This is a genomic window from Streptomyces sp. NPDC055966, from assembly GCF_042269865.1.
Taxonomy (GTDB): Bacteria; Actinomycetota; Actinomycetes; order Streptomycetales; family Streptomycetaceae; genus Streptomyces.
The window spans coordinates 185,248-208,258 of record NZ_JBHJYK010000011.1 but is presented as its reverse complement, the minus strand read 5'-3'; the positions used below and the strand labels follow the sequence as shown (position 1 = coordinate 208,258).

Genomic DNA, 23,011 nt, shown 5'->3' with positions numbered 1-23,011 from the left:
CCGGTGTGCAGGGATGAAAAGCGCCGATCGGTCAGAGAGTTGGCTTTATTTGGTGCCGGTCTGATGCGGTTTGCGACTGACCAGACATGGAATGTCTGTCAGGGCTACATGGCTGATCTGGATCGGTCAAACGCGAGGATTGATGGGATGGGTCTTGCCCCCTTGGCGCCGAGGTTGAAATCTCGGATGGGCTGTGAGCTGACATTTTGATACTCATTCGATCGTGGGGTAGACAGGGTGGCGAGGGCGCGCCTATAAACATCCCATCTCTTTCGGCACGGCGATACGCAGATGTCGTCGAGGCGAAACATCTCCCGCTACGGGACCGGCGCGAGGAAGCACCGATGAGAGTCAGAACCGCCCTCTGTTCAGCCGTCTCCGTCCTGTCCGCCCTGACGTTGCTCAGCGCCTGCAGCAGTGGCTCCGGCACCGGGGCCGGCGGCGCGCCGCTGGTCGGCGTCGACTACCCGCGCTCCGACACCGACTTCTGGAACTCCTACATCAAGTACACGCCCCAGTACGGCAAGCAGCTTGGCCTGGACCTGAAGACGACCAACTCGCAGAACGACGTCGCCAAACTCACCGCCAACGCACAGACGTTCATCAGTCAGGGCGTCAAGGGTCTCGCGATGGCCCCGCAGGACACCGCCGCCATCGCGCCCACCCTCGCGCAGCTGGAGGCGAAGAAGATCCCCGTCGTCACGGTCGACACCCGCCCCGACACCGGCAAGGTCTACATGGTCGTACGCGCCGACAACCGCGCCTACGGCGAGAAGGCCTGCCAGTACCTCGGCGCGAAGCTCGGCGGCAAGGGCAAGGTCGTCATGCTGGAGGGCGACCTCTCTTCCATCAACGGCCGCGACCGCACCGAGGCGTTCAACAACTGCATGAAGAAGAACTACCCGGACATCAAGGTGTTCGGCGAGGCCACCAACTGGGACGGCGCGGTCGCCGCCCAGAAGCTGCAGACCGACCTGACGGCCAACCCGGACATCAAGGGCGTCTACATGGAGGCCAGCTTCGCGCTGTCCGGCACGCTCCAAGTCCTGAAGCAGAAAGGCCTGTTGGTGGGCCCGAAGGACACGAAGCACGTGTTCGTCGTGTCCAACGACGGCATCCCCGAGGAGCTCAAGTCCATCGCCGCGGGCAAGATCGACGCCACGGTCTCGCAGCCGGCCGACCTCTACGCCAAGTACGCCCTGTACTACGTCAAGGCCGCGATCGACGGGAAGACGTTCAAGCCCGGCAAGACCGACCACGACAGCACCATCATCCAGGTCCGCGACGGCGTACTCGAGGACCAGCTCCCCGCCCCGCTCGTCACCGCCGACGGAGGCACCTACGGCGGCGTGCCCAGCGTCAAGAGCGACGACAAGGCGCTGTGGGGCAACAACCTCGGCTGATTCCTCTGACTTCTCATCGGGACGCATCGGTGATTCCACATCAGTGACGCAACGGCGCACGAGGACAAGGAGGTTGAGATGAGCGACGGGGAGCGAGCAGTCACCCCCGCGCCCGCCCAGGCGGACGGCGGGCGGTCCCCCTCGGGCCCGCCCGTCGTCGAGGCGACGGGCATAGTCAAACGATTCGGTCCGACGGTGGCCCTGAACGGCGCCCGGATCACCGTCCGGCCCGGCGAGACCCACGCGCTGGTCGGCCGCAACGGAGCCGGCAAGTCGACCCTGGTGTCGGTCCTCACCGGCCTTCAGGCCCCCGACGAGGGAAGGGTGACCTTCGGCGGCGAGCCGGCCCCCCGGCCCAGCGACCGTGACGCCTGGCGGCAACGCGTGGCCTGCGTCTACCAGAAGTCGACGATCATCCCCGCACTGACCGTCGCCGAGAACCTCTTCCTGAACCGGCACGACCACGGACAGAGCCGGCTCATCAGCTGGCAGGCCACCCGTCGCCGCGCGCAGGACCTGCTGTCGACCTGGTCGGTGGACGTCGACCCGCAGACTCCGGCCGGTGATCTGAGCGTCGAGCAGCGGCAGTTCGTCGAGATCGCCCGCGCGCTGTCCTTCGGGGCCCGGTTCATCATCCTCGACGAGCCGACCGCCCAACTCGACGGGGCGGCCATCAACCGCCTCTTCGGCCGCATCCGCGACCTGCAACGCCAGGGCGTGACCTTCCTGTTCATCAGCCACCATCTCCAGGAGATCTACGAGATCTGCGACATGGTGACGGTGTTCCGCGACGCCCGGCACATCGTGACCGCACCCGTCGCGGACCTTCCCCGCGCCGACCTGGTCGCCGCCATGACCGGCGAGGCGGCGGCCGACCGGCGCGAGGAACGCACGAGAGTCCTCGCCCACGCTGCCACGGCCGCACTGAGCGTCCGCGCTCTGCGGGGCGACGCCTACGACGACGTCAGCTTCCAGATCGCGGCCGGCGAGATCGTCGGCCTCGCGGGTGCCGCCGGCAGCGGTCGTACCGAGGTCGCCGAGACCGTCGTAGGACTTCGGGCGGCAGCGGCGGGTGAGGTGGAGATCGCCGGGAGGCGGCCCCGGCCGGGAAGCGTGCCCGCCGCGCTCGCCGCAGGTGCCGGGTTCGTCCCCCAGGACCGGCACCACCAGGGCTTCGTTCCCGACATGTCGATCGCGGACAACGCCACCCTGTCCGTTCCCCGCCGGCTCGGCCAGGGCGGGTTCCTCAGCCGCAGCCGCCGCGACCGGCTCGCCGAGGGCCTGATCGAGAACCTCGCGATCAAGACTCCCGGTCCCGAACTGCCGGTCTCCGCACTGTCCGGAGGCAACCAGCAGAAGGTCGTCATGGCCCGCGCCCTCGCCGACGACCCCCGGCTGCTGGTCCTGATCAACCCGACCGCGGGCGTGGACGTGCGCTCCAAGGAGTTCCTCCTCGGCAAGGTCGAGGAGACCGCGGCCACCGGCACCGGAGTGCTCATCGCCTCCGACGAACTCGACGACCTGCACATGTGCGACCGGGTCCTGGTGATGTTCCAGGGCCGTGTGACCTCGGAGATCGCCCGCGGCTGGCACGACCACGACCTCGTGGCCGCGATGGAAGGAGTGGACCTGCATGCCTGATGCGATGCCTGAAACCGTCCTCGCGGACACCGCCGCCGCCAAGGGCACGGAGCCGGTGCCCAGGCGGACCGCGCTGCTCGGCGGCCGGATACCCCTGGCCCGGCTGCGCGACCTCGCGCTCGTCCCGGCCATCGTGGTCATCGCGATCGTCGGCCAGGTCGTCAACCCGGTCTTCCTGCAGGCCGACAACCTCCTCAACGTCCTTCAGACCATGTCCGAGATGGCCCTGCTGGTCCTCGCCCAGACGATGATCCTGATCGTCAAGAAGATGGACCTGTCGCTGGAGTCCACCATGGGCCTCGCCCCCGGCGTCGCGGCCTGGCTGGTCGTGCCGGTCGGCGCGGGCCACGGACTCGGACTGCTCCCCGGCGCGTGGTCCGTTCCCGTCACCCTGGCCGTGGGCGCGCTCGTCGGCGTGATCAACGCCCTGCTGATCATCCGCTTCGGCCTCAACGGCTTCATCGTCACCCTCGGCATGCTGATCGTCCTGCGCGGCGTCCTCACCGGCATCTCCGGCGGCCAGACCTTCTTCCAGCTGCCGCAGTCGATGCTCTACCTCGGCACCGCCGAATGGTTCGGGATGCCCGCGTCCATCTGGGTGTGCCTGGTGCTGTTCACCGTCGCGATCGTGGTGCTCGGCTGGACCAGCTTCGGCCGCTCGCTGTACGCCATCGGCGGCAACGTCGACGCCGCGAAGGCGGCCGGCATCCGTACCGACCGGGTGCTGTGGATCGTCATCGTCACCGGCAGCGTCCTCGCCGCCCTCGCCGGACTGATGCTCTCCGGACGCCTGGCCTCGGTCGCCTCGGCACAGGGCAACGGCTACATCTTCACCGTCTTCGCCGCCGCCGTCATCGGAGGGATCAGCCTGAACGGCGGCAAGGGCACCATGTTCGGGGCGTTCAGCGGCATCCTGCTGCTCTTCATGATCCAGAACGTGCTCACGCTGGCCGGCGTCCCCGCCCAGTGGATCGGTGCCCTCAACGGCCTGATCATCCTGGTCGCCCTGACCATCTCGCGCATCACCGGCGGCAAGGTCCAGGAGTGAGCCCGGCGGCCGTCCAGGCCGCCCGGCACCCTCCGCCGCACCCCCGTCTCGCCGCAAGGGGCCGTATCGCCCCCGCACTTCACAGGAGTCGCCGCCATGTCATCCGCCCTGTCCGCTTCCGCGTCCGCTGCCCGTATCACCGCCCTGGACGTGCTGGACGTGCGGTTCCCGACGTCAGAGCACCTCGACGGGTCGGACGCGATGAACCCCGAACCCGACTACTCCGCCGCCTACGTCGTCCTGCGCACCGACGCCGGCGACGGCCTGGAGGGCCATGCCCTGGCCTTCACCACCGGCCGCGGCAACGACGTCCAGGCCGCAGCCATCGCCGCCCTCGCCCCACACGTGGTGGGCCTGTCGGTCGACGAAGTCTGCGCCGACCTCGGCACGTTCTCCCGCTCCCTCGTCCACGACCCGCAACTGCGCTGGCTGGGCCCGGAGAAGGGGGCCATCCACATGGCGACCGGCGCGGTCGTCAACGCCGCCTGGGACCTGGCCGCCAAGAGGGCCGGCAAGCCCGTGTGGCGCTTCCTCGGCGAGATGTCACCCGAGGACCTGGTCGCGCAGGTCGACTTCCGCTGGCTGTCCGACGCCCTCACCCCCGATGAGGCACTTGAGATCCTGCGCCGCGCCGAGCCCGGCCGCGAACAGCGCATCGGCCGCCTGCTCGACCAGGGCTACCCCGCCTACACCACCACCCCCGGCTGGCTCGGCTACTCCGACGAGAAGCTGGCCCGCCTGGCCCGCGAGGCCGTCGCCGACGGCTTCACCCAGATCAAGCTGAAGGTCGGCGCGGACCTGGAGGACGACATCCGGCGCATGCGCACCGCGCGCGAGACGGTCGGCGACTCCATCCGCATCGCGGTCGACGCCAACCAGAGATGGGACGTCCAAGCCGCGATCGACTGGATGAGCGCCCTGGCCCCCTACCAGCCGTACTGGATCGAGGAGCCCACCTCACCGGACGACATCCTCGGCCACGCCGCCGTGCGCAAGGCCGTCAGCCCCATCAAGGTCGCCACCGGCGAGCACATCGCCAACCGCGTCGTCTTCAAGCAGCTCCTCCAGGCCGGCGCGGTGGACATCGTGCAGATCGACTCCGCGCGGGTCGGCGGCGTCAACGAGAACATCGCGATCCTGCTCCTCGCCACGAAGTTCGGCGTCCCGGTCTGCCCGCACGCGGGTGGCGTGGGCCTGTGCGAGATGGTGCAGCACCTGTCGATGTTCGACTACGTAGCGGTCTCCGGCACGACCGAGGACCGTGTCATCGAGTACGTCGACCACCTGCACGAGCACTTCGTCGACCCGGTGCGCATCGTCGACGGCCACTACCTCGCGCCGACACTGCCCGGGCTGAGCGCACAGATGCACCCCGAGTCCCTCAAGGAGTACGCCTACCCCGACGGCCCCGTCTGGACCGCTCGTGTCTGACGCCCAGGGACTTGTCGACGCCCACCACCACGTCTGGGACCTGGACGTCCGGCCGCAGCCCTGGCTGGACGAGCCCGCGCACGAGCCGATCCGCCGCAGCTTCAGCTCGCACGCTTTGCGATCGTCCGCGACCCGGCCGATCGCCGGACGACGACTGACGAGCACGGTGGTCGTCCAGTGCATCGCGTCCGTTCCCGAGACCCGCGACCTCCTCGCCCTGGCCGACAGCGACCCGCTGATCAGTGCCGTGGTCGGCTGGGCGGACCTGACGTCCCCCACGATCGGCGACGTACTCGACGACCTGCGCACCGGGCACGGGGGCCGGTACCTGCGGGCCCTACGCCACCTCGTGCAGGGCGAGTCCGATCCGCACTGGCTCCATCGGCCGGACGTGGAACGGGGGTTGGCAGCGGTCGGGGAGCGCGGGCTCGGATACGACGTGCTGATCCGCAGCCACCAGCTCCCGCAGGCGATCCGTCTCGCGGAACGCCTCCCCGAGCTGCCGATCGTCCTGGACCACGCCGGCAAGCCGCCGCTCGCCAGGCAGGATCTCACCGACTGGACCCGGCTGGTGCGCGCACTGGCCAGGCATCCCCAGGTCCGCTGCAAGGTGTCGGGTCTGATCACAGAGGCCGACCACGAGAAGTGGACCATCGACGACATCCGCCCCGTGTGGGACGTGCTGCTCTCCGCCTTCGGTCCCCACCGGCTGATGTTCGGCTCCGACTGGCCGGTCTGCCTCCTCGCCGGCGGATGGAACCGCTGGGCCGCAACCGTCGGGGAACTCCTGGACGGCTGCTCCGGCACCGAGATCCACGCGGTGCTCGCCGGCACCGCGACCGCCTTCTACCACCTGCCCCCTGCCCCCACGAAGGAGGGCACACCGTGCTCCTGACGGAACTGCTGCACCCCGGGATCCTCGAATCCCTGGCCGGAGCCGGGCACGGATCGCGTGTCCTGCTCGCGGACGGCCACTACCCCGCGAGCACCGCCACCGGCGAGCGCGCCCGGACCGTCCACCTCAACCTGGCCCCCGGCCTGCTCGACGTCACCACCGTGCTCGACGTCCTGCTGCGCGCCCTGCCTGTCGAGGCGGCCCACGTCATGGTGCCGCCCGAGGGCGAACCGGAACCGCCCGCCATCGCCGAGTACCGCGCGATGCTGGCGCCCCTCCCGGTCGACACGCTCGGCCGCTTCGAGTTCTACGACGCCGCCCGCTCGCCCGACCTGGCGCTGGCGATCGTCACCGCCGACACCCGTACCTACGCCAACCTGCTGCTGACCATCGGCGTACGCGCTGAAGGGACCCTGACGACACGATGACTCTCGCCGTCCGTTACACATCCGCCCGCACGCTGGACACGGCTTCCGCGATCGGTGCGCCACCCGGTCCGGGTGAGGTGGAGCTGGCTCCCGCCTACGTCGGTATCTGCGGTACCGATCTGCACATCTTCCACGGGGACATGGACGCCCGGGTCCAGACGCCCGCCGTTCTGGGGCACGAGATGTCCGGCCGGGTCGTGCGGGTCGGGACGGGCGTGGAAGGCTGGCGGGCCGGTGACGCGGTCACCGTGATGCCGCTGCGCTGGGACGGCACCTGCCCGGCCTGCCGCGCCGGACATCAGCACATCTGCCAGCACCTGGACTTCATCGGCATCGACTCCCCGGGCGCGATGCAGCAGCGCTGGACGGTGCCCGCCTCCACGCTGATCCGGCTTCCGGACTCCCTCGCCCTGGACCGGGCCGCGCTCGTCGAGCCGACGGCGGTGGCCGTGCACGACGTGGGCCGGGCGAAGGTCGCCGAGGGCGAGAAGGCCGTGGTGGTCGGTGGCGGGCCGGTCGGAGTGCTGATCGCGTTGGTCGCACGGGCCGCGGGTGCCGAGGTGCGGGTGGTGGAGCCGAGCGCCCACCGTCGGCTGCTGGCCGAGGAGTTGGGGCTGACCGTCTGGGACCCGGCCGCGGACGGCATCGGCGCCCTGGCCGGCGAGTGGACGCAGGACGCGGGCGCGGATGTCGCCTTCGAGGTGTCCGGCGCGGCGGGCGGCGTGGACACGGCCGTCGACGTGCTGGGCGTACGCGGCCGTCTCTGCCTCGTCGCCATCCACCCCCGCCCCCGCGAGGTGAACCTGCACCGCTTCTTCTGGCGCGAACTCACCCTGGTGGGCGCCCGGTTGTACGACCGTGGCGACTTCGAGCGCGCGGTGACCCTGGTCGCGGACGGCACGATCCCGGCCGAGCGCCTCATCAGCAAGGTCGTCCCCCTCACGCAGGCGCCGGCCGCGTTCGAGGCCCTGGAGGGCGGCGGTGACGTGATGAAGATCCTCGTGGACTGCACCGACGACACCGAGGGAGCGGCCGCATGACCGCCTTCGACCTCACCGGGAGGCTCGCTGCCGTCACCGGGGCCCGGCGCGGTATCGGCAGGGCCATGGCCCGCGCGCTGGCCGGGGCCGGTGCGGACGTCATCGGGGTGAGCGCCGCGCTGGAGGAGTCCGGCAGTGCGGTGGAGAAGGACGTGCACGCCGCGGGCCGTTCCTTCGAGGCGATCCGGACCGACTTCGCCGACCCCGCCGCCGTACGAGCCCTGGGCGCGGACCTCGCCGGACGCGAGCGCCCGGTGGACATCCTGGTCAACAACGCGGGCACGATCCGCCGTACTCCGGCTGCCGAACACACTGACACCGACTGGGAGTTGGTGCTGCAGGTCAACCTCAACGCGCAGTTCGCGCTGACCCGGGCGGTCGGCGGCGCGATGGTGGCCCGCGGCGAAGGGAAGGTCATCTTCACGGCGTCGCTGCTGAGTTTCCAGGGCGGCATCACCGTGCCCGGATACACGGCCGCCAAGCACGGCATCGCCGGTCTGACCAAGGCCCTGGCCAACGAGTGGGCCCCGCACGGGGTGAACGTCAACGCCCTCGCGCCCGGCTACATCGCCACCGACAACACCCAGGCCCTGCAGGACGACCCGGTGCGCAGCAGGGCGATCCTGGACCGGATCCCGGCCGGCCGCTGGGGTGACGCCGACGACCTGGCCGGCGCCACGGTGTTCCTCGCCTCGGACGCCGCCGCCTACATCCACGGCGTCGTCCTGCCCGTCGACGGCGGGTGGCTCGGCCGATGAGCGGCCCCGACCCGGCCACCGCACTGGCCGGGGCCCGTCTCCTGCCCGTACTGACCGTGCCGTCCGCGGCCGGCGCAGGCCCACTCGCCGACGCGCTCACCGCGGGCGGGGCACGGTGTGCCGAGGTCACCTTCCGCACACCGGACGCCGAGCAGGTGCTCAAGACGATGGCCGCGCATGGCGGGCTCACCGTCGGCGCCGGCACGGTTCGCACGCCCGAGCAGGCGGAGCGGGCGGTGGCGGCCGGGGCCCGCTTCGTGGTGTGTCCCGGCTTCGACGAGGAGGTCGTCGCGAAGTGCCGCGAGCTGGGAGTGCCCGTGGTGCCCGGTATCGCCACGGCCACCGAGCTGATGCACGCCCTGAAGGCGGGCCTCGACACCGTCAAGCTCTTCCCCGCCGAGCCGCTCGGCGGCCTGCGGACGCTGCGGGCGCTCGCGGCGCCCTTCCCCGGGACGCGCTTCGTGCCGACCGGCGGGATCGACGCCTCCCGCCTGGCGGCCTACCTCGCCGACCCGGCGGTCCTCGCGGTCGGCGGCAGCTGGATGGCCAGGGCCGCCCACCTGGAGCGAGGCGACTACGAGGAGATCCGCCGACTGACCGCCGAGGCGGTGGAGAGGAGCACGACGTGATCGACGTGGTGGCCCTCGGCGAGGTGATGCTGCGCTTCGACCCGGGCGAGGGACGGATCCGCACCGCCCGCTCCTTCCAGGTCTGGGAGGGCGGCGGAGAGTACAACGTGGTACGCGGACTGCGCCGCTGCTTCGGGCTGCGCACAGCCGTCGTGACCGCCCTCGCCGACAACGAGGTGGGCCGGCTCGTCGAGGACCTGATCCTCCAGGGCGGCGTCGACACCTCGCTGATCCGCTGGGTGCCCGACGACGGTATCGGCCGCACCGTCCGCAACGGCCTCAACTTCGTCGAACGCGGCTACGGCATCCGCGGCGCGCTGGGCGTCAGCGACCGCGCGCACACCGCCGTCTCCCAGCTGCGCAAAGGTGACGTCGACTGGGACGCGGTGTTCTCGTCCGGCGTGCGCTGGTTCCACACCGGCGGCATCTTCGCGGGCTTGTCCGACACCACGGTGGACGTCGCCGACGAGGCCATGGCCGCGGCCCGCCGCCACGGTGTCACCGTCTCCTACGACCCCAACCACCGCCCCAGCCTCTGGGCCGGCCGGGGCGGCGCCGACGCCGCCCGCGAGGCCGACCTGCGGCTCGCTCGGCACGCCGACGTCGTGGTGGGCGCCCTGGGCCTGGCCGGGACGTACCCGGGACAGGCGCGCATCGAGGGCGACGAACTGGCGGACGCCCTCGCCGAGGTGGCCGACCTGCTGCCCGCGGCGAGCGTACTGGCGACGACCCTGCGCGGCGTACCGTCGGCCGGAGTCAACGACTGGTCCTCGGCCGCCTGGTCCGTCGAAACCGGCTTCATCGCCGGCCCCCGGATGCCCGGCCTGCAGGTCCTGGACCGCATCGGCTCCGGCGACGCCTTCGCCGCCGGGCTGATCCACGGACTGCTCGACGACGCCGGCCTGGAGCGGGCCCTGGCCTACGGCACCGCCCACGGCGCGCTCACCATGACCACGCCCGGAGACGTCTCCATGGCCTCGCTCGCCGAGGTCGAGGCGCTCATCGCGGGCGGGTCGCCCCACGTCAGACGTTGACCGGCGCCCGTCGCCCGTATCCCAGGAGCACGTCTTGCACCAGCGGAAGATCCAGAACACGTCCGTCTCACTCACCGAGCTCGGCTTCGGGGCATCCGTGATCGGCAACCTCTACCGCGTCACCCCGGCCGCCGACGCGACCGCCGCCGTGGATGCCGCCTGGGGGGCAGGCCTGAGGTATTTCGATACGGCACCGCACTACGGCCTCGGCCTCTCCGAGCGCCGCCTGGGCGCCGCCCTGCGAGGTCGCCCGCGCGACGAGTACGTCATCTCCTCCAAGGTGGGCAGGTTGCTGGTGCCCAACGAGGAGCCACGCGGCGTCGACACCGAGGGCTTCGTCGTACGGGACGACGTGCGCCGGCAGTGGGACTTCAGCCGCGACGGCGTACTCCGCTCCATCGAGGACACACTGGAGCGCACCGGCCTGGACCGGCTGGACATCGTCTACCTGCACGATCCGGACGACCACTGGCCGCAGGCCGCCCTGGAGGCCATGCCCACGCTCGCCGAACTGCGGGACCAGGGTGTGATCGGAGCGATCGGCGCCGGCATGAACCAGTCGGCGATGCTCGCCCGCTTCCTGCGCGAGACGGCCGCCGACGTGGTGATGCTCGCCGGCCGCTACACGCTCCTGGACCAGTCGGCGCTGGACGACGTCCTGCCCGCCGCGCGGGAACTCGGCAAGAGCGTGGTGGCGGTGGGCGTGTTCAACTCGGGACTGCTCTCCCGTGACCGGCCCGCCGAGGGCATGAAGTACGACTATCGGGACGCCCCGCCGGCTGTGGTCGTCCGCGCCCGGGCGATCGCCGAGGTCTGCGAGGCGCACGGGACCAGCCTGCCCGCCGCCGCGATCGCCTTCCCGTACACGCATCCCAGTATCGTCAACGTCACCCTCGGCATGCGGACTCCGGCACAGGTCGGACGAAACGTGGAACTCCATGGTCAGCGCGTCCCGGAGGGCCTCTGGGACGATCTGCGCGCGCAGGGGCTGATCAGGCCGGACGTCCCCGCGGGGCACAGTGGGGGAGGGATGTGCGATGTCTCTGACGGACAAGGCCATCGAGCAGATCCGTGAGCTGATCCGGACCGGCGCGCTGCCTCCGGGCTTCGAAACTCCCACCAGGGGCGGACCTGGCCGCGCAGCTGGGCCCGTCCCGCAACCTTGCCCGCGAAGCGGTCAAGGTACTGGCCGTGGCGCGGGTCCTGGAGGTCGGGCGCGGCGACGGCACCTATGTGACCAGCCTGCAGCCGAGTCTGCTCTTGGGGGGCTCGGCGGTGCGGTGGAGCTGCTGCAGGGCGACTCGGTCGCCCTGCAGGCCCTCATGGAGGTACGGCGGCTCCTCGAACCGATGGCCACGGCCCTTGCCGCGACGCGGATTACCGATGGGCAACTGGCCGAGGTGGCGCGGCACTTGGACGCCATGCGTGACCCTCCCCTCGGGCGAACCCCTCCCCTTCGGGACGGCAGCGGGGAAGTGACGTGCGGGCGCCGGGACGGCTCGGGGTGGGCTGTCGGTGTGCCGGATACCGACGCCTGTCGCGTCTTGTCGTCACGCGCGGAGTACGCGCCCCCGCTCTGGTGCTCTCCAACCCGACGGGATCCGGTAACGGATCATCGCGACCGAACTGCGTGGGCGGCGGAGTTCGTCATGTGTACCCCAACGCCCTGTCACGGCTTGCGGTTAAGGCGTTAATCACTCAACGTGCCGGGCGACGGCAGCCGGGACGGGCCGCCGGGTGAGGAGCGAGCAGATGCCAGATGCCTTCGACGGCGCCTCTGAAGGGCCCGCGCGCGGCCCGCTGCACCGACGGACGCTCCTTGCATCGGCGGCCGTCCGACCCCCGGTGGGCAGGGAAACAGGCATACGCCCTCGCTTCGGCCTGCCCGTATTGCCACTTCACAGGTCATCCGCGAGAAGTTCAACTTCCGCGCCCCGTGGCAAGCCGGTATGCAAGCCATGATCAATCCCAAATAAGCTTCTTCGAGCACGACGTGGATGTGGGTGATGCACGGCCTCACCCAGGCCGGGGGACGTCCGAAGCCGCAGACGATTCGACAGGGAGATGACGATGAGCGTTCTGGACGGGATCCTTGAGGGAGTTCGCCAGGACTTGGAAGAGCGTAAGCATGCGACGCCGTTGGCGGAGCTGCGCTCCCGGGCTGCGGACGCGGCACCCGCGCTCGACCCGCTGCCCGGTTTCCGGGCGCCTGGGGTGTCCGTCATCGCCGAGGTGAAGCGAAAGAGCCCCAGCAAGGGGGCGCTGGCGGACATCCCCGACCCCGCCTCCCTCGCGGCCCAGTACGCGGCGGGCGGTGCCGCTGCGATCAGCGTGCTCACCGAGCGCAGGCGTTTCGGCGGCTCTCTCGCCGATCTGGACGCCGTACGTGCCCGGGTCGACGTGCCCGTCCTGCGCAAGGATTTCATCGTCGACCCCTATCAGCTGTGGGAGGCCCGCGCGCACGGCGCCGATCTTGCGCTTCTCATGGTCGTGTCGCTAGACGACGGTCAGCTCACCGATCTGATGGGGCTGTGCAAGGAGTTGGGTCTCACGCCGCTGGTGGAGGCGCACACGGCCGACGAAGTGCGGCGCGCCGTCGCTGCGGGAGCCGAGCTCCTCGGCATCAACGCGCGGGACCTGACCACGCTGGACGTGGATCGCAATGTGTTCGCCGAGCTCGTGACGGCCATTCCGGAAGGCACCGTCAAGGTCGCGGAATCCGGAGTGACGGGCCCCAAGGATGTGGCGGAGTACCGCGGCTGGGGAGCCGACGTGGTGCTGGTCGGCGAGGCACTGGTCCGCTCGGGGGACCCGCGCACTGCCGTAAGCGAGTTCATCGAGGCGGCCGGGGTGTAACGGCGTGCGGCTCGGTCAGCGGCACGCCTGGAAACGCCCACCGGGATAGGAGACCGATCCGGCTCCACCTCCAGCTCCGGGTGCGGTGGAGGCCGGGGTCGCCCTCAGCCGTTCGCACCTACCCATCATCCGAGGAGCCACCTCATGACCGCTGCCTTCCACGTCCTGACCACCGGTTACGCCGACACACGGGTAGCCGGCACCGTCACCCTGCTCGTCGACGGCGAGACGGTCGCGGTCGTCGATCCCGGCATGGTCGCGGACCGCCGACTCATCCTGGACCCGCTCGCGGACCACGGACTGAACCCCGAAGACGTCACCGACGTGATCTTCAGCCACCACCACCCGGACCACACGCTGAACGCGGCCCTGTTCCCCCAGGCCCGCTTCCACGACCACATGGCGATCTACCAGAACGACATCTGGGAGGACCGCGATGCCGACGGATACCGGCTGTCGCCGTCGATCACGCTCATGACGACCCCCGGCCACACCGCCGAGGACGTCAGCACCCTGGTCACGGCCACCGAGGGCCTGGTGGTCCTGACCCATCTGTGGTGGACCGCCGAGGGGCCTGCCGACGACCCCTTCGCGCCCGACCGCGAGCAGCTGCGGGCGGCCAGGGAGAAAGTCCTGGCCCTCGGCCCGGCACTGATCGTGCCGGGACACGGGGCACCGTTCGTGCCGTCGGAGTCGACGCCCCTCTAGCCTGCGCCGCACCTTCGCCGCCCAGCCGTTGACCATCGGCTGACGCCGTCCCGCCCTCCTCCTTCCCGCACTGGTATCGACCCAGGGTGGACCAAGGGGGAGGGCGTATCCGTAACGGGCCTATTGCCGGTCTGCCGCGACTCCGATGCCGACCGCTGTGCGCGAGCACGAGCGCGAACCAGGCCTGGCGCGGGGCGGGGCACCGTGATGTGCCGTCCCATCATCCCGGTCGGGCTGGTGCTTGCGTACCAGAACGGCATGCTGTCGCGACCGCCGGATCGAAGGCGGGATCCGGCAGTGCGGCCCGCAGCACGTAGCCGGCCTCCTCCTGTCCCGCCGACCACACCACCATTGCCCCGGACAGGTACTGGAAGCGCACGCCCGTCTCGATGGCCTCCCGCAGCGTCTCCGCGGCCATCTGGGCGAACCCCAGGAGGCCTCAGGAGGTCAGGTGTTGCGCGGCACCCACCCGCAGGCCCAGGTGAGCGTCACCGGTGAGCTGCAGCGCACGCCGGACCACGGCACCGCCCTGACGGTAGGAGACCCGCAGCTCCGCCGAGCCCATCATCGTCTCGTCCAGCAAACGTTCGGCGGGGTGGTCGCCGAGGTGCTGCGGCTGGTTCCCGGCGACGGTGCGGGGGCGGGACCGTCGACATGGCGTTCCTTGTGACCGGGCGTTGCTCGCTGCGCGCACAGTAGAAGTGGTCCGACGCCATCCGCAGGGAAGTCCGCTGCTGTTCGCTGCCCAGCAGGCGGCCCCGCCGGTGCCAGGTCGCGCGGGCGGTCGCGGGCAGGGGAAGATCAAGTGGTGAACTCATCTGTGGCGGAGGCCGTCTCCGTCGTTCTGCTGCTGGCGGTGCTGGCGTGCGCCGTCGTTCGCCCGTTCGGGTGGCCGGAGGCGGTGGTCGCCGTCCCGGCTGCGGGCGTGGTGATCGCCACCGGGGCGCTCTCGCTGGGGCACGCCCGTGAGGAGGCCGAGCGGCTCGGGCCGGTGATCGGGTTCCTCGCGGCCGTCCTGGTCCTTGCCCAGCTGTGTGACGACGAGGGACTGTTCCACGCGTGCGGAGCGTGGATGGCCGGTAGTGCGGCGGGGAGCCCGCGCCGCCTTCTGGTGCAGGTATTCGCAGCCGCGTCGGTGATCACCGCGGTGCTCAGCCTGGACGCCACGATCGTGTTGCTGACGCCGGTGGTGTTCGCCACCGCCGCCCGGCTCGGCGCCCGGCCGAAACCGCACGTCTACGCCTGCACCCACCTGTCGAACACCGCGTCGCTGCTGCTGCCGGTCTCCAACCTCACCAACCTGCTCGCGTTCGCCGCCAGCGGGCTGAGCTTCACGCGCTTCGCGGCCCTGATGGCCTTGCCCTGGCTGGTGGCCATCGCCACCGAGTACGTGGTCTTCCGCCGGTTCTTCGCCACCGACCTGGACGCGGGCGCTCAGGCCCCGCGCACCGCCGGGCAACGCGAACTGCCGGTGTTCGCCCTGGTCACAGTGGCCGCCACGTTGGCCGGGTTCGTCCTCACCTCCATGGTGGACGTCAACCCCGCGTGGGCGGCCTTCGCCGGCGCCCTCGTGCTCGCCGTGCGGGCTCTGGCCCAGCGCCGTACCACGCCCGCCGCCATCGTGCGGGCCGCTGCGGTGCCGTTCCTCGCCTTCGTCCTGGCCCTGGGACTGGTGGTCCGCGCGGTCGTCGACAACGGGCTGGCGGCGGGGCTGGGACACCTGATCCCGGGCGGCACCGGACTGGCGGCGTTGTTCGGCATCGCAGCCCTGGCCGCGGTGCTGGCCAACCTCATCAACAACCTGCCCGCCGTGCTGGTGCTGCTGCCGCTGACCGCCCCGTCCGGTCCGGGCGCGGTCCTGGCAGTCCTGCTCGGGGTGAACATCGGCCCGAACCTCACCTACGCCGGCTCCCTGGCCACGCTGCTGTGGCGGCGCATCGTGCACGAACACGACAGCGACGTCGAACTCGGCGAGTTCACCCGGCTCGGTGTGTTCACCGTGCCTGCCGCCCTGGGACTGTCAGTGGTGGCACTGTGGACCTCGCTCACCCTCATCGGAGGCTGACCGTCATGAAAGTCATCGCCTGGATCACCGAGGGCACCTGGCCCGCCGGCATCGACGCCGCCCGCGCCCACGCGCCCGACGACGCCGACATCGTGCTGCTCCACGTCACCCCGGCCGACGTCCCGGGCGCGGCGCACGGAGCCTTCGCCGGTCTGCTCGGCCGCGGCCATGGTGAACGCGACCCCGGCACGCAGGTGGAGCAACTGGCCGCTGCCTCCGCCGAGACATTCCTGGCCGAGGCCGCACAGCGTCTTGGCCGCCCGTGCGCCCGAGTCGAGCGGACCGGCCGCGTCGAGCGGGAGGTCGTCGCCGCGGCCGAGGGCGCCGACCTGCTCATCCTCGCCCGCGACGGTGACCGCACCCATCTCGGGCCGCGCAGCCTCGGGCATGCCGGCCGGTTCATCGTCGACCACGCCCCGTGCCCTGTCCTGCTGGTGTGGCCCGAGCCCGCACCCGGCATCGACACCATCCCGGCCCCGCCACCCCACCCGCCGCACCATCGATAGCGGCAGGCACCCGGCACCGACATGGCTTGGCGGCCGGTCCGCAGGGAGGCCGCGCCTGGGAACTCCTCACCCCTCCCGGTGGCGAGGCTTCGCCGGAGCACCCCGTCGACGCCCCGCTGAACCGGTGACGGGTGACTCCGAGGCGTGCAGGTGTTCCCTCAGCCACTGCTCCGTGTTGTGGACGTGCAGGAGTGCGGCGGCCTGGCTCAGGAAGGCGTCGCGGGTGGAGAGGGCCGTGAAGATCGACTCGTGTTCGGCGAGTGTGCGGCCCGCGGCCTGGTCGTCGACCAGGCCGCGCCAGATCCGGGCACGCAGCGTACGGCCCGATATGCCTTCGAGGAGCGTGAGCAGCGAGTCGTTGCCCGTCGCGGAGATCACGGCCCGGTGGAAGGCCGCGTCGTGGGCGTTGAGCTGCTCGACGTCGTCACGGGCCTCGCGCATGGCGTCCAGATGGTGCTTGACCTCGGCCAGTTGGTCGTCGGAGATCCGGGTGGCGGCCAGCGCGGTGGCCGCCGGCTCCAGCAGCCTGCGGACCTCCATCAGGTCCAGCAGTGCGGCCGAGTCGCTCTGGAGGAGTTCTACGGCTCCGCCGAGGCCCTCGAACAGCAGGCTGGGCTCCAGACTGGTCACGTACGTTCCGTCGCCTCGCCGGACGTCCAGCACGCGTGCGACGGCCAGTGCCTTCACGGCCTCGCGGGCGAGGTTGCGGGACAGACCCAGCTGGGCTGCGAGGTCGGCCTCCGGCGGCAGCTTCGAGCCCGGGGGCAACGCGCCGCTGCGGATCAGCTCACGGATGTGCTCGATGGCCTTGTCGGTCAAAGACACCACGCACTCCTCCCGCGACCGGCACGCGCCGGCACGTCCGCCCTGGTCAGGCCCCGAGCGCGAAGGCCGGCCCACAGACCGTCGGGAACGGGCCGATGGTGAAGCTCCGCGTTCCGCTCGACCTGTTCGAGGTTTCGCATGCCCAGGGTGACGTTGATGATACTGGGATGCGTGCCGGGGAAGGCCATGGCCGCGGCGGGCAGTCTCGTCCCGTGCTCCGCGCGGACCTGGGCGACCTGCCGGGCGCACGACCCGCGCCGGCGGAGCCTCGCGCTAGTCGGCCCCGGCCCCGGTCCGGGACCAGGGCCGGGCTGTCACCGGGATGATGGATCGGACGTGGGTGGCGGGATCAGTGCCTGGCGAACTGGACCTGGGTCGGTTGCTCGACGTTCGGCCGTATCGCGATCCCGCTGATGGTCAGCTGCTCTCCGTAGATGTCCGTGAGTCTGATCGCGCTGCCGCAGCCGCGGCCGTCGGCGGAGACGAAGTAGTTGTAGTCGGTGCGGGGCAGCTGCCGCCAGCCGTTGCCGGTGCGGACCTCCAGCCGCGCGACGGGATTGCGGTGGCCGATCGCCTGGAGCGCGCACCAGTAGGGGCTGGAGCCGGTCTTGTACCGGACGGAGATCGTGTCGGACGTGCTGGGGCTCAGCAGGCTCCAGGTGATCGGTGTCCGGCCGACTTCGAGTGGGGCGAGCTTGGCGAACGCCTGCTGGCTGAGGTCGAGTTGACCAGGTGCGCAGGGAGCCGGGCATTCGTTGGTGATCCGGACCGTGATGGAGGCGCCGTTGTCCGCGCGGACGCGCACGTACGCGCCGCACGCCCTGGATGTCTCGTAGTCGGTGGTGTTCATCGCGGCGATCATGAGGTCGCTGCTCGGGCCGAACAGACAGGCGCCGTTTCCGTCGCCGGCCTCGTAGGCGGTGGCGACACCTCGGTAGGTGGCCCCGGGGCGGATCCGTCCCGTCGACGGCGCAGCGGCCTCGGTGGACGCCGTCCGCGAGGGCCGCGGGGTGGCGTTGGCCGATGGTCGTGCTGCCGTGGTGCTCGCACCAGCCGTCGGCGTCGAGGTGCCGGTCGCGGTCGCCGGCGTGGACGGGGTGTCCTTGTCGGCCGTGTTGCCGGCTCTCACCTGGGCGCTGGCGGCGGAAGTGGCCGCGGCAGGTGTCGCATCCGCCTTGCGGTCGGGAAGCAGCCCCATGAGCAGGTAGGCGAGAACGCCCGCGGCGGTCAGCCCCACTGTGGTGCCCAGCATCAGCCTCTGTCTGTGCCGGCGCTGTCGCGCGGCCTGCCTCGGTGTCTTCATGTCCGTCCGTTCGGAAGATCGAATCGATGGTGCACCGTTCAGTGGCCGCAGGCAGCGGAAAGGTTGCCGCCGATTTCCTACGGGGCCCGCTCCCGAAGACCCCGGTGGGCTGCCGCCGCCCCGCGCAGTGCGCGCAGCTCGTGCGCGAGCCGTGGCACGAAACCGGCGTTGGAACGCACGGGGCTTTCAGGCGTGTCACCAACGTCCCGGGACAGCACACCTGGGGCCGATGTCATGGCCGTGGTCGGCCTGACGCCGACCGCGAGGCCGACCGCCGAGTACCCGGACGCCACCCACCCGGTCCGCGGCCTGGTGACGGCTCACCGGGACTGGATCCGCACCCTCTTCCAGGACCTGCTCACCCGGCTCGGCCACACCGACCCCAAGTCGGCCGCCGGTGCGCTGCTGATGCTCTACGACGGCGCGATGGCAGCCGGCTACCTGGACGACTCGACGGCCGCCCACAAGACCCTGCTTGACGCGGTCCGACTGATCCGATCGGGAGGCTGACCCCATCGAGGGCGCGCGAAACACCGGCTCTCTCCTGGCCTACCCGCGCTCCCTGCGTGTCACAGTGTCGCCGATGGTGATCACCTCATCGCACCTGTCGCGCGAACGGGGCGACGGTGATCCGGTCGATCAGCGGTGCGTAACGGGAGCGGAGCAGGACGCCGGGGAAGGTGTCGGAGGCGTAGGTGGTCCCGTCGAAGTTCGGGAGTTCCTCGGAGCGGAAGGTGATCGTGTTCTGTCCCTTCTTGAGATTCACCGGGACGGTCAGCTCCCAGAAGTTGTTCTGATGGAAGCTGTGCGGGAAGCTCACGCGCTGCCTGTCACCGCCGTTGACGGTGAGGTCGGCGTGGCGGGCGAGTGGGTCCGGGTTGTAGTGGGTGGCTTCGGACTGCTCGGGGTTGGAGTAGCGGATGCGCAGTGCGTGCAGGCCGGCCCGGTCCGCGGCGATGGTGAACATCGCCGTGTTGCCGTTGCCCGGGTCGCCGCCGATGCCGGTGATCGCCGTGCCGTCGGTGGCCGGCGGGAGCGGGGTGAGCGTGGCCGAACCGGTGAGCTCGGCGTCCTGAGCCGTGTACGTACGTGCTTTGAGGGTGCCCTCGGTGGGTGTGACCGTGAGGCGGTCCACGAGGGTGGTGGCCGAACCTCCTGTCACCGTCACCTTGTTGAGGCCACCGGACAGGGAGACCGCCACGCTGTCGCCGGCCTTGTCCAGACGCAGGACATCGTGACCGTTGACGGCGACCCGGGCGCCCGAGCCGCCCAGGGTGTCGACCTTCAGGGTGGCCTCGCGGTCGGCGGGTGAGTAGACCCAGAACGTGGCGGTTGCCTGCTTCGGGAGCCGGGCCGCGCCCGAGCCGGTGGCGGGGAGCGTGCTGTGTTCCGCCAGGCCGTAGACGGGTTGCGCGCCGCCGCCCAGCCAGGCCAGTTCGCCCTCGTACACCTGCGTGGCGGCCGAAGGCTCGGGCAATGACAGGGTGAGGCGGTCGACGACGGCGTCGCCCTTGGTGGCGCGGGTGCCGTCCGCGCTCTTCGCAGCGAGTGTCAGGACGTGCTCGCCCTTGGTGAGGTGGACCTTGGTGCCGGTGTGGTCCCACACCACCCACTTGTAGCCGAGTGGCAGGTGAAGCTCCTGCTCGCTGTCCGCCTTGCCGTCCACCCGCAGGAAGACGTTGGTGGGGCCCTGCTCCTGCACCTCGTCGCAGGTGTTGAGGGAGTTGGCGAAGACGCTGAGGTCGTAGGTGCCGTCCTCGGGTACGTCCACCGTGAAGTCGAGCGTGAGGTCCGAGCCGGTGCGCAGGCCGCCCACGTCGTAGCCGCCGGAGGTGTAGAACTTCGACACGTCGCGCGGCGACCCCTCCGGGCCGTTCTTCGAGTAGCCGGACCCGGTGTGGGCGGCGTCCTGCGCCGCGTACGACCCCTCCCATCGCACGGGCGGTGACTGCGTGCTCTTCGCCTTCCCGGCGGGGCTGAGGACGATCTCGTACGCCGAGGACTCCTTCAGCGTCGGCAGCCCGCCGTCGCCGAACTCGACGAGGACCGTGCCGTCGTCACCGACCCGCAGGTTCGTCTCCGTGAGCAGCTTCGGGCCGGAGTTGTCGCCGATCTGGCCGCTCCACTCGATCTCCCTCACCCAGGCGTGCACGCGGTCCCCGAAGACCTTGTCCGGGACGCCCGCGAACGTGATGTGGCCCTTGCCGGTGGAGCCGCCGAAGATCAGCCGGGCCTGTCGCTTCGTCTCGTCCAGCGTGGCGACACCCTGCATGGTGTAGTTCTCGCCCGGGAACGGAGGGGTCACCTCGACCGTGTGTCCGCTCATCGAGGCGTACGAGTGCAGCAGCCACCACTGGCCGTTCCCCCGGTTCGACTGCACCGCGGAGTCGGAGAGGTTGCCGTCGACGTTCCAGTACGCGATGTCGGCATCCACCTTGGATTCCTCGATCGCGGACATCCACTGGATCATCTGGCCGGGGACGGAGGTGTGGTAGTTGAAGGCGTACTCGTTGATGTTGACCGGGAGCCGGGTTCCCTCCTTGGCGGTGCCCTTGAACAGTTCCCTTTCCCACGCCCGGTAGGTGGCGACGCTCCGGCGCACCGCCTCCGGGTGGCTCAGCTCGTGCCAGGTGATCACGTCCGGGAGGGTGCCCGACGCCAGGGCATGCGTGAGGAAGCCCTTCACCTGGTCGTACAGGACGCTGGTGTTGGGCCCGGCGATGCGGGCGCCGGGCATCCTCCCCTTGATGAGCTTGTGGACGTCGTCCCATGCTGCGAAGTAGGCATCCGGGTCGGCGAGCCAGCTGACCTTGTCGTAGCTCCACTCACCGGTGCCGAACATGTTGCCCTCGGGCTCGTTGAACGGCACGAAGACGATGTTGTCCTGGTACGGCTCCGGCAGCCGCAGGACCTGGTCGACCTGCTGGGCCAGCTTCTCCCTGTAGAGGTTGAGCTTTTCCTGCGGGGTGGCGCCCGGCCACTCGTAAGGGAAGCCGCGGTGGATGTCGGTCATGTAGATGTACACGTCGCCGTCGGTGGAGTCGGCCAGCGGTTTCACCACCTCCAGCGCGTCGGCACCGGGGTGCTGCGGGCCGTCCTGCGCCTTCGTCGAGACCGTACGCAGGCCCATGCCCTCGATGAGGTTGTTGGTGGGGACGCCCGGCCCGTACACGCCGTAGAGGGTCCCGGAGGCGCCGCCGTGGAACGCGCCGGTGTCCGAGTGCAGGCCGACGGTCAGTTCGCCCTCGCGGACCACGGTGACGGTCGCCTGCACGGCGCGCCCGGCCGCCGTTCCGGCAACGGTGAACCTGCCGGGGCGGGCGTACTTCCCGGGCGGAACGGCGTCCCAGGTGATCGGTGTGTCGCGGTCGTAGCCGTCGGAGAAGGAGGAGCGGATCGCGGCGGGGAGCGACGGGGCCGTCCCGGTCGTCGTACGGGCGTCGAAGGACACCTGCGAGAGCTGCTGGAGGGTCGGCACGTTGCCGACCATGCCGGCGACCTGCTCGGGGCTGAGCGCCGCGTGCCACACGGTGAAGTCGTCGATCGCGCCCCGGAACAGGGGGTCCTGGTGGAAGGACCTGCCGATGCAGCCGGCGGTCGTGGCCGAACTGCCCAGCAGGTCCTTGGCCTTGACGGTCGTCTCGGCGGAGGAGACCGCCACACCGTCGAGGTAGGTGGTGATCCGCCGGGCGGCGGTGTCGAGGGTGACGGTGAGCGTCCGCCAACCGTCGGCAGGGAGCGGCGCGTGACCGCAGACCTGCGCCTCCGCGCCCCCTCCACTTGTGGTCACCGCGGTGCGCAGCACACTGCCGTCGTACGGCGTCGTGAACAGGTAACGGGTGGTGTCGGTGCCCAGGTCGAAGATCCGCTGCCAGGGCGACTTGTCACCGCCCCACTTCACACGGACGGAGACTGTCAAGTCGCTCGCGCTGTCCAGGATTTCGGGAGGCAGCAGCACGTACGCGCCGTCGGAGGTGGGTGCTCCGCCGGGCAGGGCCAGCGCCTTGCCACCGTCCGTGCCCGCGACGGACCGGGCTGTGGAGGCGTTGACCAGGGTCGCCGTGAGGCCGTTGCCGGAACTGTCGGCGATCTCGCCGGAGGCGAGGTCGCCCTGGTCGAAGGTGTAGTGGGCGGCGGGCTGGGGCGCCTCGGCCGCCTTTGCGGGGACGGCCGGGGCGGCCGGCAGGCCCGCGCCGGGAGTCGGTGTCACGGCGCCCGGCACGCGGCACCGGGCGGATCCGTCAGCGGAATGCATGGATCGCGTCCTCAATCCTTCAGTACCGGTATACGTCGAACCGTCAGATCATCTACGCCACACCTTGTCGAACCGGTTCGGCGAAGCTAGCACCGGGCGACCTGGCCAGCAATCCCCTCGACGCGATCTACCGGCTCCGGATCCGACTCCGGCCCGGGATTACCGGATTGTGTCGAGGGTGTTGAC

The 23,011-nt window shown here is 70.7% G+C and carries 19 protein-coding genes and 2 pseudogenes; 17 read left to right on the top strand and 4 right to left on the bottom strand.

All coding sequences use genetic code 11. The features are described 5' to 3' along the window. Window positions 1–344: 344 nt before the first annotated feature. From ACFC8N_RS24355 to ACFC8N_RS24290, 14 genes and pseudogenes are all read left to right on the top strand, one after another. A complete protein-coding gene (locus ACFC8N_RS24355) occupies window positions 345–1,403 on the top strand; it encodes a sugar ABC transporter substrate-binding protein (RefSeq protein WP_376289692.1) in 1,059 nt (352 codons plus the stop codon). 78 nt (window positions 1,404–1,481) lie between these two features. Beyond that, on the top strand, window positions 1,482–3,044 hold the full coding sequence (locus ACFC8N_RS24350; RefSeq protein ID WP_356024969.1) for a sugar ABC transporter ATP-binding protein: 1,563 nt from the start codon (window positions 1,482–1,484) through the stop codon (window positions 3,042–3,044). A gap of 4 nt (window positions 3,045–3,048) precedes the next feature. Further along, window positions 3,049–4,092 carry an ABC transporter permease gene (locus ACFC8N_RS24345; protein WP_376289839.1) on the top strand — a complete coding sequence of 348 codons (1,044 nt, stop codon included), beginning with the start codon at window positions 3,049–3,051 and terminating at the stop codon, window positions 4,090–4,092. A 96-nt stretch (window positions 4,093–4,188) separates the two neighbouring features. Further along, window positions 4,189–5,523 carry an L-fuconate dehydratase gene (locus ACFC8N_RS24340; RefSeq protein ID WP_376289690.1) on the top strand — a complete coding sequence of 445 codons (1,335 nt, stop codon included), beginning with the start codon at window positions 4,189–4,191 and terminating at the stop codon, window positions 5,521–5,523. Next, the gene (locus ACFC8N_RS24335; RefSeq protein ID WP_376289688.1) at window positions 5,516–6,418 is read left to right on the top strand and encodes an amidohydrolase family protein; all 903 of its coding nucleotides are present in this window, start codon (window positions 5,516–5,518) and stop codon (window positions 6,416–6,418) included. The genes ACFC8N_RS24340 and ACFC8N_RS24335 overlap by 8 nt, the downstream gene beginning before the upstream one ends. Continuing rightward, window positions 6,409–6,846: an RbsD/FucU domain-containing protein gene (locus ACFC8N_RS24330; protein ID WP_356024961.1), complete on the top strand. Its 438-nt coding sequence runs from the start codon at window positions 6,409–6,411 to the stop codon at window positions 6,844–6,846. Before ACFC8N_RS24335 ends, ACFC8N_RS24330 begins: the two co-directional genes overlap by 10 nt. Then, window positions 6,843–7,886, top strand: a complete 1,044-nt coding sequence (locus ACFC8N_RS24325; RefSeq protein ID WP_376289686.1) for a zinc-binding dehydrogenase — start codon at window positions 6,843–6,845, stop codon at window positions 7,884–7,886. The genes ACFC8N_RS24330 and ACFC8N_RS24325 overlap by 4 nt, the downstream gene beginning before the upstream one ends. Beyond that, window positions 7,883–8,644 carry an SDR family oxidoreductase gene (locus ACFC8N_RS24320; protein WP_376289684.1) on the top strand — a complete coding sequence of 254 codons (762 nt, stop codon included), beginning with the start codon at window positions 7,883–7,885 and terminating at the stop codon, window positions 8,642–8,644. Before ACFC8N_RS24325 ends, ACFC8N_RS24320 begins: the two co-directional genes overlap by 4 nt. Then, complete coding sequence (locus ACFC8N_RS24315) at window positions 8,641–9,273, top strand: bifunctional 4-hydroxy-2-oxoglutarate aldolase/2-dehydro-3-deoxy-phosphogluconate aldolase (RefSeq protein ID WP_376289683.1); 633 nt, start codon at window positions 8,641–8,643, stop codon at window positions 9,271–9,273. The genes ACFC8N_RS24320 and ACFC8N_RS24315 overlap by 4 nt, the downstream gene beginning before the upstream one ends. Next, on the top strand, window positions 9,270–10,307 hold the full coding sequence (locus ACFC8N_RS24310) for a sugar kinase (RefSeq protein ID WP_376289682.1): 1,038 nt from the start codon (window positions 9,270–9,272) through the stop codon (window positions 10,305–10,307). The genes ACFC8N_RS24315 and ACFC8N_RS24310 overlap by 4 nt, the downstream gene beginning before the upstream one ends. A 34-nt stretch (window positions 10,308–10,341) precedes the next feature. After that, complete coding sequence (locus ACFC8N_RS24305) at window positions 10,342–11,382, top strand: aldo/keto reductase (protein WP_376289680.1); 1,041 nt, start codon at window positions 10,342–10,344, stop codon at window positions 11,380–11,382. Beyond that, window positions 11,345–11,737 (top strand): annotated as a pseudogene (locus tag ACFC8N_RS24300) (FadR/GntR family transcriptional regulator); the annotation flags it as partial. The gene ACFC8N_RS24305 and the pseudogene ACFC8N_RS24300, both read left to right, overlap by 38 nt. A 640-nt stretch (window positions 11,738–12,377) precedes the next feature. After that, on the top strand, window positions 12,378–13,163 hold the full coding sequence (gene trpC / locus ACFC8N_RS24295) for an indole-3-glycerol phosphate synthase TrpC (protein ID WP_376289678.1): 786 nt from the start codon (window positions 12,378–12,380) through the stop codon (window positions 13,161–13,163). Between the two features lie 144 nt (window positions 13,164–13,307). Further along, on the top strand, window positions 13,308–13,871 hold the full coding sequence (locus tag ACFC8N_RS24290; RefSeq protein ID WP_356024944.1) for an MBL fold metallo-hydrolase: 564 nt from the start codon (window positions 13,308–13,310) through the stop codon (window positions 13,869–13,871). 265 nt (window positions 13,872–14,136) lie between these two features. Here ACFC8N_RS24290 and ACFC8N_RS24285 read toward each other — a convergent pair. Then, window positions 14,137–14,567 (bottom strand): annotated as a pseudogene (locus ACFC8N_RS24285) (AraC family transcriptional regulator ligand-binding domain-containing protein); the annotation flags it as partial. Window positions 14,568–14,679: 112 nt separating this feature from the next. On the opposite strand from ACFC8N_RS24285, the gene ACFC8N_RS24280 reads away from it, so the two are divergent. Next, window positions 14,680–15,936, top strand: a complete 1,257-nt coding sequence (locus tag ACFC8N_RS24280; protein ID WP_376289676.1) for an SLC13 family permease — start codon at window positions 14,680–14,682, stop codon at window positions 15,934–15,936. Between the two features lie 5 nt (window positions 15,937–15,941). Continuing rightward, the gene (locus tag ACFC8N_RS24275) at window positions 15,942–16,442 is read left to right on the top strand and encodes a universal stress protein (RefSeq protein ID WP_356024939.1); all 501 of its coding nucleotides are present in this window, start codon (window positions 15,942–15,944) and stop codon (window positions 16,440–16,442) included. Window positions 16,443–16,508: 66 nt separating this feature from the next. On the opposite strand, the gene ACFC8N_RS24270 is transcribed toward ACFC8N_RS24275, so the two are convergent. After that, window positions 16,509–17,267, bottom strand: coding sequence for a FadR/GntR family transcriptional regulator (locus tag ACFC8N_RS24270; protein ID WP_376289674.1), 759 nt, complete (start codon window positions 17,265–17,267; stop codon window positions 16,509–16,511). Window positions 17,268–17,616: 349 nt separating this feature from the next. Continuing rightward, window positions 17,617–18,519 carry an expansin EXLX1 family cellulose-binding protein gene (locus tag ACFC8N_RS24265; protein ID WP_376289672.1) on the bottom strand — a complete coding sequence of 301 codons (903 nt, stop codon included), beginning with the start codon at window positions 18,517–18,519 and terminating at the stop codon, window positions 17,617–17,619. 285 nt (window positions 18,520–18,804) lie between these two features. Between ACFC8N_RS24265 and ACFC8N_RS24260 the strand changes: the two genes are divergently transcribed. Next, complete coding sequence (locus ACFC8N_RS24260; RefSeq protein ID WP_356024932.1) at window positions 18,805–19,080, top strand: hypothetical protein; 276 nt, start codon at window positions 18,805–18,807, stop codon at window positions 19,078–19,080. Between the two features lie 85 nt (window positions 19,081–19,165). Here the strand turns inward: ACFC8N_RS24260 and ACFC8N_RS24255 are convergent, their stop codons facing one another. Then, window positions 19,166–22,825 (bottom strand): LamG-like jellyroll fold domain-containing protein, encoded by a 3,660-nt coding sequence (locus tag ACFC8N_RS24255; protein WP_376289670.1) that lies wholly within the window; start codon window positions 22,823–22,825, stop codon window positions 19,166–19,168. Between the last annotated feature and the right edge of the window lie 186 nt (window positions 22,826–23,011).